This window comes from Aeromonas rivipollensis (genome assembly GCF_010974825.1).
In the GTDB taxonomy this organism is placed as follows: Bacteria; Pseudomonadota; Gammaproteobacteria; order Enterobacterales; family Aeromonadaceae; genus Aeromonas; species Aeromonas rivipollensis.
In genome coordinates this window covers 139,114-155,497 of sequence record NZ_JAAILA010000026.1, presented here as the reverse complement: position 1 = coordinate 155,497, position 16,384 = coordinate 139,114, and the positions used below count along the sequence as shown (strand labels likewise).

General features: G+C 63.3%; 17 protein-coding genes. 7 read left to right on the top strand and 10 right to left on the bottom strand.

Going from position 1 to position 16,384, the window contains the following annotated elements; translation table 11 throughout:
- Positions 1-113 precede the first annotated feature (113 nt).
- On the bottom strand, positions 114-2,261 hold the full coding sequence (locus G4923_RS15760; protein ID WP_163137638.1) for a prolyl oligopeptidase family serine peptidase: 2,148 nt from the start codon (positions 2,259-2,261) through the stop codon (positions 114-116).
- Between the two features lie 182 nt (positions 2,262-2,443).
- On the opposite strand from G4923_RS15760, the gene G4923_RS15755 reads away from it, so the two are divergent.
- From G4923_RS15755 to G4923_RS15735, 5 genes are all read left to right on the top strand, one after another.
- Entirely contained in the window at positions 2,444-3,703 is a 1,260-nt protein-coding gene (locus G4923_RS15755; protein WP_163137637.1) for an MgtC/SapB family protein, read from the top strand.
- Between the two features lie 79 nt (positions 3,704-3,782).
- Complete coding sequence (locus tag G4923_RS15750) at positions 3,783-4,373, top strand: sugar O-acetyltransferase (protein WP_163137636.1); 591 nt, start codon at positions 3,783-3,785, stop codon at positions 4,371-4,373.
- On the top strand, positions 4,370-4,711 hold the full coding sequence (locus tag G4923_RS15745) for a DUF1294 domain-containing protein (protein WP_163137635.1): 342 nt from the start codon (positions 4,370-4,372) through the stop codon (positions 4,709-4,711). Before G4923_RS15750 ends, G4923_RS15745 begins: the two co-directional genes overlap by 4 nt.
- Positions 4,712-4,813: 102 nt before the next feature.
- A complete protein-coding gene (locus G4923_RS15740) occupies positions 4,814-5,026 on the top strand; it encodes a hypothetical protein (RefSeq protein WP_163137634.1) in 213 nt (70 codons plus the stop codon).
- 37 nt (positions 5,027-5,063) lie between these two features.
- Positions 5,064-5,525 carry a GNAT family N-acetyltransferase gene (locus G4923_RS15735; RefSeq protein ID WP_163137633.1) on the top strand — a complete coding sequence of 154 codons (462 nt, stop codon included), beginning with the start codon at positions 5,064-5,066 and terminating at the stop codon, positions 5,523-5,525.
- A gap of 146 nt (positions 5,526-5,671) precedes the next feature.
- On the opposite strand, the gene G4923_RS15730 is transcribed toward G4923_RS15735, so the two are convergent.
- From G4923_RS15730 to G4923_RS15715, 4 genes are all read right to left on the bottom strand, one after another.
- Positions 5,672-6,307 carry an FMN-binding negative transcriptional regulator gene (locus G4923_RS15730; RefSeq protein WP_163137632.1) on the bottom strand — a complete coding sequence of 212 codons (636 nt, stop codon included), beginning with the start codon at positions 6,305-6,307 and terminating at the stop codon, positions 5,672-5,674.
- 140 nt (positions 6,308-6,447) lie between these two features.
- On the bottom strand, positions 6,448-7,014 hold the full coding sequence (locus G4923_RS15725) for a DUF4865 family protein (protein WP_163137631.1): 567 nt from the start codon (positions 7,012-7,014) through the stop codon (positions 6,448-6,450).
- Positions 7,011-7,403 (bottom strand): tautomerase family protein, encoded by a 393-nt coding sequence (locus G4923_RS15720; protein ID WP_163137630.1) that lies wholly within the window; start codon positions 7,401-7,403, stop codon positions 7,011-7,013. The genes G4923_RS15725 and G4923_RS15720 overlap by 4 nt, the downstream gene beginning before the upstream one ends.
- Positions 7,394-7,720: a carboxymuconolactone decarboxylase family protein gene (locus tag G4923_RS15715; RefSeq protein ID WP_163137629.1), complete on the bottom strand. Its 327-nt coding sequence runs from the start codon at positions 7,718-7,720 to the stop codon at positions 7,394-7,396. The genes G4923_RS15720 and G4923_RS15715 overlap by 10 nt, the downstream gene beginning before the upstream one ends.
- A 96-nt stretch (positions 7,721-7,816) precedes the next feature.
- Here G4923_RS15715 and G4923_RS15710 point away from each other — a divergent pair, with 96 nt between their 5' ends.
- Positions 7,817-8,707, top strand: coding sequence for a LysR substrate-binding domain-containing protein (locus G4923_RS15710; protein WP_163137628.1), 891 nt, complete (start codon positions 7,817-7,819; stop codon positions 8,705-8,707).
- A gap of 107 nt (positions 8,708-8,814) precedes the next feature.
- Here G4923_RS15710 and argH read toward each other — a convergent pair whose 3' ends face one another.
- The 5 genes from argH to argC form a co-directional block, all read right to left on the bottom strand.
- On the bottom strand, positions 8,815-10,200 hold the full coding sequence (gene argH / locus G4923_RS15705) for an argininosuccinate lyase (protein WP_163137627.1): 1,386 nt from the start codon (positions 10,198-10,200) through the stop codon (positions 8,815-8,817).
- 533 nt (positions 10,201-10,733) lie between these two features.
- The gene (locus tag G4923_RS15700; RefSeq protein WP_163137626.1) at positions 10,734-11,969 is read right to left on the bottom strand and encodes an argininosuccinate synthase; all 1,236 of its coding nucleotides are present in this window, start codon (positions 11,967-11,969) and stop codon (positions 10,734-10,736) included.
- A 54-nt stretch (positions 11,970-12,023) separates the two neighbouring features.
- A complete protein-coding gene (locus G4923_RS15695; RefSeq protein ID WP_163137625.1) occupies positions 12,024-12,935 on the bottom strand; it encodes an ornithine carbamoyltransferase in 912 nt (303 codons plus the stop codon).
- Between the two features lie 25 nt (positions 12,936-12,960).
- The gene (gene argB, locus G4923_RS15690) at positions 12,961-13,740 is read right to left on the bottom strand and encodes an acetylglutamate kinase (RefSeq protein ID WP_106885778.1); all 780 of its coding nucleotides are present in this window, start codon (positions 13,738-13,740) and stop codon (positions 12,961-12,963) included.
- A 23-nt stretch (positions 13,741-13,763) separates the two neighbouring features.
- Complete coding sequence (gene argC, locus G4923_RS15685; protein ID WP_025328309.1) at positions 13,764-14,771, bottom strand: N-acetyl-gamma-glutamyl-phosphate reductase; 1,008 nt, start codon at positions 14,769-14,771, stop codon at positions 13,764-13,766.
- 261 nt (positions 14,772-15,032) lie between these two features.
- Here argC and argE point away from each other — a divergent pair, with 261 nt between their 5' ends.
- A complete protein-coding gene (gene argE, locus G4923_RS15680; RefSeq protein WP_163137624.1) occupies positions 15,033-16,178 on the top strand; it encodes an acetylornithine deacetylase in 1,146 nt (381 codons plus the stop codon).
- Positions 16,179-16,384: the final 206 nt, after the last annotated feature.

Genomic DNA, 16,384 nt, shown 5'->3' with positions numbered 1-16,384 from the left:
ACCACCGGGGGCGCGGCGCAGGCGGTACAGGCCCCAAAACGGGCAAATGGCGAGACAGGGATGGTCGCGCCCGCCTGCCCCACCACAGAAAAGGGCCCCGCAGGGCCCTGGTCTCACTGGATAGTCGGCAGTTGCCGGTAGCCCATCTCGTACAAGGTGAAGGCATAGATGTCCGCGCTCTGCTCGATCAGCTTGGCCACAGGCGTGCCCGCCCCGTGCCCGGCATTGGTCTCGATGCGGATGAGCTGGGGATGGGGGCCGGCGTCGTCGGCCTGCAGGGTGGCGGCGAACTTGAAGGAGTGGGCCGGCACCACCCGATCGTCGTGATCCGCCGTGGTCACCAGGGTCGAGGGGTAGCTGACCCCGGGCCGGACGTTGTGCAGGGGCGAGTAGCCCTTCAGGTAGTCGAACATGGCCTCGTTGTCGGCGCTGGTGCCGTAGTCGTAGGCCCAGCCCGCCCCGGCGGTGAAGCTGTGGTAGCGCAGCATGTCGAGCACCCCCACCGCCGGCAAGGCGACCCGCACCAGATCAGGGCGCTGGGTCATCACCGCCCCCACCAGCAGGCCGCCGTTGGAGCCACCGCGGATCGCCAGCCGCTCGGTGCGGGTGTAGCCCTCGGCCTTCAGGTACTCGGCCGCGGCGATGAAGTCGTCGAACACGTTCTGTTTGTTCATCCTGGTGCCCGCCAGGTGCCAAGCCTGGCCGTACTCGCCGCCGCCCCGCAGGTTGGCCACCGCATAGACGCCCCCCAGATCCAGCCAGTTGGCCACCGATACGCTGAAGCTCGGGGTCAGGCTCACATCAAAACCGCCATAGCCGTAGAGAATGGTAGGGTTGCTGCCATCGAGCTTGAGCCCCTTGCGGTAGCTGATGATGAGCGGCACCCGGGTGCCGTCCTTGCTCCGGTAGAAGCGCTGCTCAGAGACGTAATCCGCAGGTGTGAACGGCGCCGCCGAGGCGCGATAGAGGCTGATGGCCCCGCTCTTTGGCTCGAACTTATAGAGGGTGGGCGGCTGGGCGTAATTCTCGAAGCCGAAGTAGAGGGCGGGATCATCCTGCTTGCCGCCAAAACCGCTGACGCTGCCGAGCCCCGGCAGCGCCACCTCGCGCACAAGCTTGCCCTCATGGTCGAACTGCTCGACCCGGGCGGTGGCATCCACCATGTACTCGGCGAACAGATAGCCGCTGCCGCTGTGCACCCTCAGCACCTGCTGGCGCTCGGGGATGAGGTCGCGCCAGTGCTCGGGGCCCGGGTTGTCGGCCTCCACCCTCACCAGACGGCGGTTGGGGGCGTCCCGGTTGGTCAGCAGGTAGAGCGTGCCGCCCTTGTTGTCCACCAGGCTCACGTCCGCCTCCAGATCCCCCTGCACCGTCAGCAGCGGCGCGTTCTCCTTGCCCAGATCCTTCACGTAGAGGCGGTTGCCCGAGGTGGAGTTCGCCGCCGAGATGAGCAGGAAGCGATCATCCTCGGTGACGGTTGCCCCCACGTAGCGGTGCTGCTGGGCCGGGATGGCGCCGAACACCAGGCGGTCCTCCTGCTGCGCCGTGCCGAGCCGGTGGAAGTAGAGCTTGTGCTGATCTGTCCTGGCCGACAGCTCGCTGCCATCCGGCTTGTCGTAGCTCGAGTAGAAGAAGCCCTCGTTGCCGAGCCAGCTGATGCCGCTGAATTTCACATCCTTGAGGGGGGCCTCCAGCGGCTCTTTGCTCTCCACGTCCATCAGGTGGATCTCGCGCCAGTCGCTGCCGGCCAGGGACAAGGAGTAGGCCAGGATGCGGCCGTCGCGGGAGAAGCTCAGCTGATCAAGCGCCGTGGTGCCATCGGGGCTCAAGCGGTTGGGATCGAGGAACACCTCCGCCGGCTTGCCCGGCAGCTGGCGCCACAGCACGTTCTGGTTCTGCAGGCCGTCGTTCTTGAAGAAGTAGTGGTAGCGCCCCTCGCGAAACGGCGCACCCTCCTTGGCGTAGTTCCAGGAAGAGGCCAGCTTCTCCTTGATGGCGGCGCGAAACGGAATGCGGGCGAGGTATTCCTGAGTCACAGCGTTCTGGGCCTTGACCCAGGCCTCGGTCTCGGGGCTGCGATCGTCCTCCAGCCAGCGATAGGGATCGGCCACGGCCTGGCCGAAGTAGTGATCCACCTGCTCGCTCTGGCGGGTGGCGGGGTAGTGAAGGCGCGCTTTCCCTGAAATGGCATCCTCTTTGGTTGGCTGGCCGCTGCAGCCACTCAGCAGTGACAGGGCCAGCAGGCTGACAATGGCTCGCATCGAGGCGGCTCCCTGCGGTTTGGGTGAAACGGGCAGGGTAACAAAGAGTGCCAGGTGGCCCAACCCCCCAGGGGGCCCCTCGCCTGTGCAGCCAAAGCCTGCGCCCGCTCTGTGAGCCAGCTCCCCCTGCTGGCGCACCGTCTGTGCCATCCTGACAGGGAGAGCAATGAGAGGAGAACCCCATGTGGATCGAGGCGGAGCCCGTCTACGGCGCCCTGGTATCACTGGCCATAGGGCTCATCATAGGACTGGAACGGGGCTGGCAGGTGCGCCAGCTGGGGGACAACCAGCGCATCGCCGGGATGCGGACCTATGGTCTCATCGGCCTGCTCGGCGGCGTCTGCGCCCTGCTGCTGCCGACCCTGGGATCCTGGTTGGCCCTGCTCGGCCTGCTGGCTGTGGTGGCTGGCTGCGGCCTCTCGGTCTGGCTGGCCCAGCGCTGGCAGGGGGAATTTGGCCTCACCAGTTCGGTGGCCATGGTGCTCACCTACCTGCTGGGGCTGATGTCTGTGCTGCAAAGCCCGAGCGAGGCGGTGGCCTGCGCCGTGCTGGCGGCGCTCTTGATGGGGCTCAAGGGCCAGATCCAGCAGGGCATGCTGTTTTTGAGCGAGACGGAATTTCACGCCACCCTGCGCTTCCTGCTCATCTCTCTGGTGCTGCTGCCCGTGCTCCCCGACGTCGAGATGGGCCCCCTCAACGCCTTCAACCCCTTCAAGATCTGGCTGATGGTGGTGGTGATCGCCGGCATCTCTTTCTCGGGCCACTTCGCGGTACGCCTGCTCGGCACCCGCGCCGGCCTGGTGCTCACCAGCATGCTGGCGGGGCTCGCCTCCTCCACCGCCCTCACCCTGCAGTTTGCCCGCCTCAACAAGGAGCAGCCCGGGCTGGAGCGGCTGCTGGCCACCGGCATACTGCTGGCGGGCGCCACCATGTGGTTGCGACTGCTGGTGCTGGTGCTGCTCATTCACAACGAACTGGCCATGCGTCTGGCCCTTCCCCTGCTGCTGCTGGCGGCCATCGTCTACGGCTTCGCCTTCTGGTTCTGGCGCCAGCGCGAGGAAATGACCGACAACCCGGTGCAGCCCGAAACCCGCAATCCGCTGGATCTCGCCACCGCCATCAAGTTCGGCCTGCTGCTGGCGCTGATCGGCTTCATGGCGACATTGCTGCAGAGCAAGGTGGGCAACTCCGGGGTCTATCTGCTGGCGCTGGTCTCCGGCATCACGGACGTGGACGCCATCACCCTCTCCCTCTCCCAGCTCTCCCACAAGGAGCTGGCCCTGGAGGTGGCGGCCCGGGCCATTCTGCTGGCCGGGCTGGTCAACTCCCTGGTGAAGGGGCTGCTGGCCCTGGTGATCGGCGGCCGCCGCCTGGGGCTGAGGGTCATGCTGCCCTACCTCCTCTCAGTGCTGCTGATCCTGCCCCTCCTCTGGCTGGGCTGACCTGGTCATCAGGGATCCCCTGACGCCGCCCTGCCCGTCACGTATACTGGCGCCTCTTGGCACATGAGAGGAGGCGAGCATGGCAAGCGACTGGGACAAGGTACTGGCGGGGGGCGCCCTGGACAGCCAGAGCGAGGAGATAGCGAACGACCGCATTCGCGGCCAGGCGCTGCTGGCGAGACTCAACGCCACACCTGCGGGGGATCACCAGGGGCGCCAGAGCCTGTGCGCCGAGCTGTTCGGCCACTGCCCCGACTCCTGCTGGATAAGCTCCCCCTTCATCTGCGAATTTGGCCGCAACATCCATCTGGGGGAGAAGACCTTCTTCAACTTCAACGTCACCATACTGGACGTGGGTGAGGTGCACATCGGCAGCCATGTGCTGCTGGCCCCCAACGTGCAGATCTACACCGCCACCCACAGCATGGACTATCTGGAGCGGCGCAACTGGACCGCCTACAACAAGCCGGTGCGCATCGGCGATGACTGCTGGATTGGCGGCGGCGCTATCATCTGTCCCGGCGTCACCATAGGGCCGCGCTCCATCATAGGCGCAGGCGCCGTGGTGACCCGGGACATACCGGCGGACTCACTGGCGGTGGGCAACCCGGCCCGGGTGATCCGCACCCTCAGCCCGGACGAACCCCGGGATCCGGCGCTGCTGTCATGATGGCCCTGGCCCTGCTGCCCCTGATCGGTACCGCCTGGCTCGGCATTGAGGGGGCCAACTGGTGGCCGCTGGCCCTGGTCACCACCATGAGCCTGCTCACCACGCTGGCCTACGCCCACGACAAGCGCCAGGCCATTCGCGGCGGCTGGCGCGTCCCTGAATCCCGCCTGCACCTGCTGGAGCTGCTCGGCGGCTGGCCCGGCGCCTTGGTGGCCCGCCACTGGCTGCGCCACAAGACCCAGAAGGGCAGCTACCGCCTGGTGTTCTGGTTTATCGTGCTGCTGCACCTCAGCCTGTGGGGACTCTGGGTCAGCCGGCCGCTCTGGCAGGGGATCTGAGCGGGCAGCCCCCTGGCAATGCCCGCGCGGGCATTGCCGCCAAGGGATCGCTATGAGACAACAAGGCCAGCGGGTTATCCCGCTCAGCGCAAGGAGGCACTTATGACCCTGTGGACAGGCATAGTCCTGATCGTCTTTATCAGTTTGCTGTTCGGCTATCTCGGCAAGCGCGCCCGCTACCAGCTGGGGGATGCCCGCATCACGGATCGCCTCGGCAAGCAGGATCTCGTCATCAAGCAGCTACAGGAGCGGGTCGCCAACCTGGAGGCCATCGTGTTGGAGCAGGAGAAGCTCAAGCCATTCAGGGAGCTTTGAGCCGGGCACCCAGTCTCCGTTATCCAGAGAGGAAACAATGAAAATCCGACGATTCAACATCGGGGATGAAGCCGCGTTATTTAAGGTTTTTTTATCGGCAGTGCATGAAGTTGCATCGGCAGACTACACAGCGGAGCAAATTCAGGCATGGGCACCCGAGGATATTTCCCCGACGCGGTGGGCTGACCATATCAGGACATTACGCCCCTTTGTCGCTGAAATTGATGGTGACATCGCCGGGTATGCTGACGTTCAGCCCAATGGCTATATCGACCACTTTTTCGTGTCTGGCTCTCATGCACGACAAGGGGTCGGCACCCGCTTGATGATGTGCCTTCATGAAGAGGCCAGGTTATTGGATATTGGCGAACTGACGGCTGATGTGAGCAAGACGGCGGAACCCTTCTTCGCACTGCATGGCTTTCATGTGGAGGAGAGAAGGTATCCAGTCCGCCGCAGCGTCGTGATCCCCAATGCATTGATGCGCAAGAAATTGTAGTCCAGGCAGCCAGCCCCATAGCTGGTCGCGGAATGGAAGCTATGGCGCCAGCCACCTGGCCAATGATGCTCTGAACGGACACACCATCAACAACGGCAACCCATGGGTTGCCGTTTTGCTATCTCTCCACATAGTGGAATTTATCGCTATCGCGGCGAGAGTGGTGACTGTTGCATCGCCGCTGCCAGCGCCGTCTGGCCCTTGGCCTGCAAAGCATCGACGGCCCCCAGCCGGTCCCCCTCCTCCTTGTTCTGACTCAGCTTGAACTTGCCGACCAACTGATGGATCTCGATCTCTATGCCCACCACAGCCTGCACCATGGCTTCGATATAATCTCTCGGTGCATCCGCCATCTTCCAGGGAGCGGGCTCGGCAGCCTCCTGGGTGCGAGTCAGGGTGGCCAACAGGCGGCGCACGAAGCGGGCGTCGTCCCGCACCCGGATGCGACCGTGGGCGTGCACCACGGCATAGTTCCAGGTGGGCACCTGCTGGTGGTGCGCCTGCTTGCTCGGATACCAGTTAGGGGAGATGTAGCCCTCGACGGCCCTGAAGATCACCAGCACCTCCTGCCCTTCCTTCACCTCCTGCCAGAGCGGGTTGTTGCGCGCCACATGGGCCCGCAGGATCCCATGCTCCCCCTCATCGGCATCGAACTCGAACGGCAGGTGGTTGGCATCCAGCCCCAGCTCCCCCTGGGTGACCAGGGCCCCCAGGGGATGAGCGCGCATCAGCCGATGCAAAGAGGCGGGATCTGTGGCGGCGAAATGGGGTGGCAGATACATGCAGGCTCCTTTATCCGTGGTGGTGTGTCCGTACTAAACCCGTCGAGATGCTCCCATGGGGGAAAGCATCATCTCGAGTTTGCCTGCCGGGCGCCACCGAAGAAAGCCTTGGCCGCCACCGGATAGCCGCTGTCACCCGTTCAGGGCAAAGGGCTCCCTTTGGCCAGATAGCCGATGTGATAGGCATCGGCCCCTGCCGGCATCACTTGTGGGAGCGATGGCAGGAGATCCACCTCCAGCCACTGCCAGCGGGAAAGGTCCCAGCCGCTCAGCATGGCCCCGGTGCGCAGCTCGGCCAGGCTGGAATGGGGGACAATGGGAGTGCGCCGCTCGGCCAGGCTGGAATGGGGGACAATGGGAGTGCGCCGCAAGATGGCCACCCTGGCCTGCTCGAGATCCTCCATCTGCGGGGCTGACAGCAGATGCCAGGTCTCGATATGGGGCCAGCCAAACTGCCTGGTGAGCGCCGCGAAGCCCTCGCTGACAATGAAGCTGCGCATCGCCTCGGCGCTTTGCCACACATAGAAGGGGGCATAGCGATTCTCCCGGCATGGCAGCGCGGCCTCGTCATGGCGGCCATAGAGATAGGCCTTGAACAGCAGACCGGGGAAGCCGTCGAGTCTGGCGCCATTGCTGGCGATCCGCTGCTCGATCAGCGCCATGTCGTAGTCCGCCGGCAGGGTGAATCTGTAGTGCATGGCGATCATAAGCTCACCTCCTGCCGAAACATCAGACCCCGTCCGAAGCTCCACTCCTCGCTGCCGTTCATCTGAATGACCACCATGAGGTTGTCGGGATGGATGCCCAAGTCCGCATGCAGGCGCTCGGCGAGCCGCTCATAGAGCCGCTGCTTGACCGCAGTGCTGCGGGGCTTTCCCGCCAGGATCTGGAACAGGATGAAGTCGCCGTCCCGGCGGCCGGTCTGATAGTGGGGATGATAAACAAGCGCCCTGGCCGGCAAGGCCTCCAGGATCTGGAACTTGTCCTCCGGCGGCACATCAAACACCTCCACCAGGGTCTGGTGATAGAGTGCGGAGAGCTGTTGCAGACGCGCGTCGCTCATCCCCTCGCGCACTGTGATGCGGGTCAGCGGCATGGGTTGGCCTCCTCGCGGGCGGGCAGCAGGCTCACGGCGGTGACAGCGGCGGGCAAGCCGGCGTAGAAGGCGAGATGGGTGAACAACTCCTCCAGCTGATCCCGTGTCAGGCCATTTTGCTGGGCGAACGCTATGTGCCAGGGCAGCTGTTGCACCCGGCCCAGCGACGCCAGTATGGCCAGGGTGATCAGACTGCGCTCGCGGGCTGACAGGGCGGGCCGCTGCCAGATATCGCCAAACAGCGTCTCTTCCGCTAGCTGGGACAGTCTCGGCGCTGTCAGCGCCAGGTCGTCACGATCAAGAACAGGGTGGGTCATGGCAATCTCCTTGGATGGTGAAGCCACTCTCTCCCACTGCTACAATTTATAAAATCGAAATATCAAAGACCAATAATCCCGATTATCAGGACAATTATGACGCCCCTTCCCCTGAACCTGGATCTCGATGCCCTGCGCAGCTATGTCGTCGGCATGGAGTGCGGCAACTTTGCGCTGGCGGCGCAGCGGCTGTGTCGTTCCACCTCGGCGGTCAGCGCCCAGTTGAAAAAACTCGAGCAGCAATGCGGCACGGCGCTGGTCGCTCGCAGCGGGCGCCACCTGATCCCGACAGCCCAGGGCGAGCTGCTGCTGGGGTATGGGAAACGGCTGCTGGATCTCAATGACGAGGCCATGCGCGCCCTCAAGGGGGAGTTGCTGCAAGGAGAGATCAGGCTGGGAGTACAGGAGGACTTTGGCGAGTCTTTGCTGCCGGCTGTGCTGGGGCCCTTCTGTCGCCTGCACCCTGGGCTTCGCATGACGACCCGCATCGATCGCAATGGGCCGCTGACGAAAGGGATCAGGGAGGGCAGCCTCGACATTGCCCTGACCTGGCAGCCACAAGATGAGGGGATGGATGCCAAGCTCATCGACCTGGTGCCACTGCAATGGATAGCGCACCCGGACTGGGAGCTCGCCCCTCTGCTGGCTCGGGGGGAGCCTCTGCCCCTGGTGGTCTTCGATGCCCCCTGCCTGATGCGATCACGGGCCACCCGGGCCCTCGATGAGGCCGGGATCCCCTGGCGCATCGCCTTCACCAGCCAGAGTCTGGCGGGCATCTGGGCGGCCTTGCAGGCAGGGCTCGGGCTCACGGTGCGCTCCACCCTAGGCATGCCGGCCACCCTATCCCCCTTGACCGATGTGCTGCCATCGCCGGGCACCCTGGGGATCGCCCTGCTGAGGGCGGGCAATGAACCCAATGAGGCCGAGCACCAGTTGCAGACCCTGCTCACCGATGCCGTGCATCAGGCCAGTGCCAGCAAGGGCTGAGGACCCTCGCTGACATAGCCGCAGACTAGCCCACACAATAGGGCACATAAAAAAACGGCAACCCCGAGGTTGCCGTTTTCTGCTCATGGGACCCTGGCCGCTGCCATTCAGCCAGCGCGCTTGGCCAACCACTGTTCGGCGGCGACCAGCGCCGCTTCTATCTGCTCGCGGGCGACGCCGCCCTTGGCGACCCGCTTGGCCAGGGTGGCTTCCAGCTCCAGGTTCGGGTAGACGTCCTCTCCCACGACCGGGCTGAAGCGCTGGAACTCAGACAAAGAGAGCTCCTCCAGCGGCTTCTTCACCTGGATCGCGTAGACCACAGTCTCACCGACGATATGGTGCGCCTCGCGGAAGGGGATCCCCTTGGCCACCAGATAATCCGCCAGTTCGGTGGCATTGGCATAGCCGCCCTGGGCCGCCGCCTTGGTGCGTTCGCCATTCACCTTGAGATCGATCAGCACCAGGGCCGCCATGTCGAGGCAGTCGTGCCAGGTGTCGAGGGCATCGAACAGCCCTTCCTTGTCTTCCTGCATGTCCTTGTTGTAGGCCAGCGGCAGCGCCTTCAGGCTCATCAGCATGCCCATCTGGGCGCCGACCACCCGGCCGGTCTTGCCGCGAATGAGCTCAAGGGCGTCCGGATTCTTCTTCTGGGGCATCAAGGAAGAGCCGGAGGTGACCGCATCGGAAAGCTCGACGAAGCCCGCCTCGCCGGTGTTGTAGAAGATAAGATCTTCCGCAAAACGAGAAAGGTGGGTCATGGAGAGGGACGCCACGTGCATCAGCTCCACCACGTGATCCCGATCCGAGACCGAATCCAGGCTGTTGCGGGTCGCGCCACTAAAGCCCATGTCGAGCGCCAGCGCTTCCCGATCGATGGCATACGCCGTACCCGCCAGGGCGCCGCAGCCGAGCGGGCTGGTGTCGAGGCGCTTGAGGGCATCCTGCAGACGGGAGTGATCCCGCTCCAGCATCTCCACATAGGCCAGCGCCCAGTGGGCGAAGGTGACCGGCTGGGCACGCTGCAGGTGGGTGTAACCCGGCAGCACCGCAGCCTGGTTGGCACGGGCGGAAGCGACCAGCCCCTGTTGCAGCGCCGTGATGGAGCCGAGCAGCAGCTCGCCCTGGGCCTTGCACCAGAGTTTCAAGTCGGTGGCGACCTGATCGTTGCGCGAGCGGCCGGTGTGCAGCTTCTTGCCCAGGGTGCCGACGGCATCGATGAGCTTGCCCTCGACCCAGGAGTGGATGTCTTCGGCATCCGAGCTAAGGATCTGCTGGGGATCCTGCTGCACCGAGGCGAGCAGCACCTCCATCGCCTGCTGCAACTGCGCCTGCTCGTCGGCGGTCAAGACGCCCACCTTCACCAGCGCCTTGGCCCAGGCCATGGAGCCCTGAATATCCTGCTCCGCCAGCCGGTAATCGAACCGCAGCGAATCGTTGAACTGCTTGAACCGGCTATCGGCTCCCTGACTGAAGCGTCCACCCCAAAGTGCCATACTGCTCTCCTTGAATCCGTTGTCGGTAGGCGCCTGCGCCTGCCCTACTCGCGCGGCCCCTTGGCCTGCGCGCTGAAATCTTGCCCTGTATTTTTCTGCATAACAGTGCGGTGGTGATCGATGCTGTTACCGTAACCGCCCCCTCATCCCCAACCCTTCTCCCGCAAGGGGAGAAGGGAGCAAGACGGTAATCTACGGGTAAATCGTGGTTAATCTGCCAACAAAAAATGAGCTGCCACCACACCTAACCTCGATCGGTGCCCTCTCCCTCTGGGAGAGGGCTAGGGTGAGGGCAATCCCTCATCCCCGCCCCTTCCCTCATTCTTTTTCAAGTAAGCGGGAGAAGGGCGAAAATGCTTCAGCACCATATTCACACTGCCCCTGTTATCTCACAGAAGCGGCCAGGGTGCTGCCGCTCTTGTCACAGCTCATCGGTTATCCTTCCCCCTCCTACAGACAAGGGAACCAGGTCGCCGCTTATAAGTGAGGGGGCCAAGCCCCCTCACCGGTACCAGCGGATTTAATCCTGCGGCTTAGCCGTGGGTGTGATCACCGCCGATGGCCTGATGCTGCTCCTTCATGGCGCGGATCCGGCTGGCCAGGGTGTAGAGACGGATGAAGCCTTCTGCGTGGCTCTGGTCGTACACCTCGTCGGCGCCGAAGGTGGCGAAGTCTTCGGAGTAGAGGCTGTTCGGCGACTTCTTCTGCACCGCAGTGACCTGGCCCTTGTACATCTTCAGCACCACTTCACCGTCGAGATCTTCGGCGATGGCGTTGGCGGAAGCGACAATGGCCTTGCACAGCGGGGTGAACCAGCGACCGTCATAGACCAGGTGGGAGAACTCGGCACCCAGCTTCTCGCGCCAGGCGCGGGTCGGTCTATCCAGTACCAGCTCTTCCACGGCGCGCAGCGCCGCCACCATGACGGTACCACCCGGGGTCTCGTAGCAGCCACGGGACTTCATGCCCACCATGCGGTTCTCGGTGATGTCGATGCGGCCCACGCCGTGCTTGCCGGCACGCTCGTTCAGGGTCATCAGGATCTGGTGCGGAGTCAGCGGCTGGTCGTCAACGGCCACCACTTCGCCCTGGGCCACGGTCAGCTTGACGTACTCCGGTTGGTCCGGTGCCTGCTCGGCGGAGACAGTCCACTGCCAGACAGCTTCGGACGGCTCGTTCCAGGTGCTCTCCAGCTCGCCACCCTCGGTAGAGATGTGCCAGGCGTTGGCGTCGCGGCTGTAGATCTTCTTCAGGGTCGCCTTGCAGGGGATGTCGCGGGCTTCCAGATAGGCCAGCAGATCTTCCCGGGAGCGCATGTCCCACAGACGCCAGGGGGCGATGACCTTCAGCTGGGGTGCCAGGGCGGCCACGGCGCCTTCGAAACGCACCTGATCGTTGCCCTTGCCGGTACAGCCGTGGGAGATGGCGTCTGCCCCTTCCGCCAAGGCCGCTTCCACCATCGCCTTGGCGATGATGGGACGGGCCATGGAGGTGCCCAGCAGGTAGGTGCCTTCATAGACGGCGCCTGTCTTCAGGGTCGGATAGACGTACTCTTTGACGAACTCTTCCCGCAGATCCTTGACGATGCACTTGGTGGCGCCGGAGGCGATGGCTTTTTGCTCGATCCCTTCCAGATCGTCACGCTCCTGACCGACGTCGGCGACGAAGGCGATGATCTCCGCATCGTAGTTCTCCTTCAGCCAGGGAATGATGGCCGAGGTATCCAGTCCGCCCGAGTAAGCCAGTACGATCTTGTTGATTCCGCTCATTTACTTCTCTCCGTGATGATTCGATAAGGTTGTGATTCAGGGTCGGTTGCCGGCTTATTTATGACCCAGCAGGGTCAGCAGCACGGCATTCTGGATATGCATCCGGTTTTCTGCCTCATCCATGATGAGGGAGGCTGGTCCGTCCATGACCTCCGAGGTGATCTCCAGCTCCCGGTGCGCCGGCTGGCAATGCAGCACATGCTGGATGCCGGTGCGATCGAGCAGGGCCTGGTTGATCTGATAAGGCATGAAGATATCTTTTACCTGCTCCATTGGTGTGTTGTCACCCATGGAGACCCAGGTGTCGGTATAAACCACGTCAAAGCCTTCGATGGCGCCCACGTCATCGCTGATGTTGATGTGGGCACCGGATTGCGCCGCCAGCGCCTGGGCCTGCAGGAAGAGCTGGGTATCCGGGCCATGGCCCTTGGGGCAGACCAGAGTCACATCGGTGCCGAGTGTCGCCCCCAGCAGCAGCAGGGAGTGGCTGACGTTGTTGCCATCGCCGAGGTAGGCCAGCTTCACCTTGGAGAGATCGCTGTAATGCTCGCTGATGGTCATGAAGTCCGCCAGCCCCTGACAGGGGTGGTAGAGGTTGCACAGGCTGTTCACCACGGGCACAGAGCCATGCTCCGCCAGCTCGACCAGGGTCTGGTGATCGAACACCCGCGCGACTATGGCGTCACACCAGCGGGACAGGTTGGCGGCGAAATCCTTCACCGATTCCCGCTTGCCGAGCGCGCCGTTCTGCTGATCCAGGTAGACGCTGTGACCGCCGAGCCGGGCGATGCCGATGTCGAAGGTGACCCGGGTGCGCAGGGAAGGCTTCTCGAACAGGGTGACCACGCTCTTGCCCGCCAGCGCCTGGCCGTACTTCTTGGGGTCGGCCTTGACCGATTTGCCCAGAGCTATCAGCGCCTCGATCTGGGCCTTGCTCAAGTCGCTGTCTTTCAGAAGATGTTGCATCGGATGTTCCTTTTTCCGGCCAGGGTTAGAGGGTGACTTGGGTGCCGACGGCACCGCCCGCCAGCAGCTTGAGCAGTTGATCCGGGTAGCGCCAGCTGGCGACACAGACAGGTTTGCCCAGGGTCTCTGCGGCGTGCAGCGCTGCCTTCACCTTGACCGCCATGCCGTCCGTAATAACCCCCTTCTCCATCAGGTCCAGCGCGCTCTGCTTGTCCAGCTTGGCAACCAGCTTGCCCTTGCCATCCAGGATGCCACTCACGTCCGACAGCATCACCAGATCGGCACCGAGCGCCTCGGCAATGGCGGTGGCCGCCTGATCCGCGTTGACGTTCATCAGCTGACCGTCAGCGGTGATGCCGATGGAGCTCACCACCGGCAGGAAGCCCTGCCCCAGGATGCCGGCCACCAGCGCCGGGTTGCCCGGCTGGCAGTCACCTACGGCGCCGAGATCCGGGTCGAGCTGGGTCACCTGGCAGAGGCCGCCGTCGGCGAGGCAGAGACCCACCGCAGGGATGCCGGTGGCGATGGCCTTGGCCATCATCATCTTGTTCGCCGTGCCCGCCAGGGCCCCGGCGATGAAGGGGATCTGCTCGAACGGGGTGACCCGCAGGCCGTTCTTCTTGGTGGAGGTCATCCCCAGTCCCTTGAGCAGGTCATCCACCAGGCAGCCACCACCGTGCACCAGCACCAGGGGACGGTGCTGATCGTCCAGGAAGGTTTTCAGGGTAGCGAACAGGGCGGTTAGCGCCTCGTCGTTCTCGATCAGGGCACCACCCAACTTGATTACCAGCGTCTGCTTGTCCATCTTCTCGATCCTTCCTTAAAGCGTTAAATCAGGCCGGTGGCCGGTTCAAAACCAAACTTGATATTTATGCACTGCATCGCCTGGGAGGCGGCACCCTTGAGCAGGTTGTCGATGGCGGAGACCACCACCAGCATGTTGCCCTGCTGCTGCCAGGCGAGGTCACAGTAAGGGGTATTGGCCACGCCACGGATGGAGGGCATCTGGCCGGTGAGGCGCACCAGGGGCTTGCCCTCATAGGCCTTGAGATAGGCTTGATCCACCTGGGTCTGCGTCACGCCATCCGCCAGTTGCACATAGATGGTGGCCAGTATGCCCCGCACATAGTTGCCGAGGTGGGGCTGGAACAGCACCCCCTTGCCCAGGTGGTGGCTGATCTCCGGCTGGTGTCTGTGATTGAAGGTGCCGTAGGGGCTCAGGCTCACTTCGCAGAAGCTGGTGTTGATGGCGGCCTTGCGACCAGCCCCGGAGACGCCGGAGACAGCGTTGATGATGGGCTGCCATCCCTCGGCAATCAGACCGGCCTGCTGCAGCGGCTTGAGGGCGCAGAGCGACGCGGTCGGGTAGCAGCCGGGCACCGCAATCAGCTGGGCGGCGGCAATGGCATCGGCATTCCACTCCGCCAGACCGTAGACGGCTTGTTCCAGCCACTGTTCGCTCTCATGGGTGAAGCCGTAGAAAGAGGAGTAGAACCCCTGATCCTTGACCCGGAAGGCACCGGAGAGATCGAACACCGGCAGTCCTTTGGCCAGGAACTTGGGGGCAAGCTCGGCGCTCACCTCGTGGGCGGTGGCCAGCAGCACCAGATCGGCCTGGGTCAGGATCCGGGTCATGCCGTCCTCGTCCAGCGGCAGCAGCGGCTGATCCAGCTCACCGACCCACTGGGGATGGAGGGAAGAGAAACGCTTGTGTGCGTCCTGGCTGCCGGCGGAGACATAGAGGCCGAACAGCTTGAGCTCTGGATGGTTCTGGACCAGTGCGGCCAGTTCGGCCCCCGCGTAGCCACTGGCACCGACGATAACGGTATTGAGCATGTTTGAGTATTCCAAGTCTGGGTTCGAAATTCACAGCGTGGTGCTGCGGTGCAAGGGGTCGGCTATCGCCCCTTAGATGCAACGAGTGCGGAGGGGCAATTCAGGCGGATATGCGTCGTCGGTTACAGATCAGGTGACAGAACATTAACTTTCCCTTACAACTAGAAGCCTTGTTGATGAGCGCTCGAACAGAATATTCATGCACTCACTTTGCATTTGTATTTTCTAACAGAAACACTCCGGGGACGCAAGGAGCAGCTGATGGCCAATCTGGATTTTTTTTCACTTTATAAGAATATTATTGCGATTCCCTCTGTCAGCAGCACGGATCCCCGCTGGGATCAGAGCAATGAGGCGGTGATCCGGCTGCTGGCCGACTGGTTCGGCCAGTTGGGTTTCCAGTGCGAGGTAACGGCGCTGCCCGACCTGCCGGGCAAGTTCAACCTGGTGGCGACCTATGGCCAGGGGGAAGGGGGCCTGCTGCTGGCGGGCCATACCGATACTGTGCCCTTCGACGAGGGGGGCTGGAGCAAGGATCCCTTCAAGGTGACCGAGGAGGGCAACCGCCTGTACGGGCTCGGCACCATCGACATGAAGGGCTTCTTCGCCTTCATCGTGGAGGCGCTCAAGGAGGTCGATCTCAAGACGCTCCGCAAGCCGCTGCGCATCCTGGCCACCGCAGACGAGGAGACCACAATGGCGGGCGCCCGTGCCATCGCCGCGGCCGCCGAGATCAAACCCGACTATGCGGTGATAGGTGAGCCCACCGGCCTGGTGCCCGTGGTGGCCCACAAGGGCCACATGTCGGAAGCCATTCGCATCACGGGCAAGAGCGGCCACAGCTCGGATCCCGCCAACGGGGTCAACGCCATGGAGATCATGCACAAAGCCATGGGCCAGGTGCTCAAGCTGCAGCGGGATCTCAAGGAGCGCTACGCCGACCACAGGTTCGCGGTGCCGCAACCCACCCTGAACCTCGGCTACATCCAGGGGGGCGACAGCCCGAACCGCATCTGCGGCTGCTGCGAGCTGCACATCGACATGCGCCCCACCCCGCAAGTTGGGCCGGATGAGCTGATGGGCATGCTCAAAGAAGCGCTCTCCCCCATCGAAATTCACCAGCCAGGTTGCCTGCACCTGCAGCACCTGCACGAACCCATCCCGGCCTATGCCTGCGAGGAGGGCTCAGATCTGGTACGGGAAGCCGAGAAGGCGAGCGGCCGCGCCGCCGAGTCCGTGAACTATTGCACCGAGGCCCCCTTTATCCAACAGTTGGGATGCCAGACAATAGTGATGGGCCCGGGCCATATCACCCAGGCCCATCAGCCGGACGAGTATCTGGATCTGTCGTTCGTCAAACCGACCACGGCGGTGCTGCAGCACCTGATCCGGCGTTTCTGCATCTAGCTCGACGGGAATGTAAGTAAGTTACATGACAAGCCGCCTCGGGACAGGTGAGGGAAATACATGTTCTGAATCGGCTTGTTATTTGACCTTGCGCAGACAATCTGGGTAGATTGTCCCCCTAAGATGACGGAGCATATGTTGTAATCGCACAACAATAAGTGAGGCTGCCTCTCCCCCCGGAAGGTCAAGGGGCACCAACAAAAATA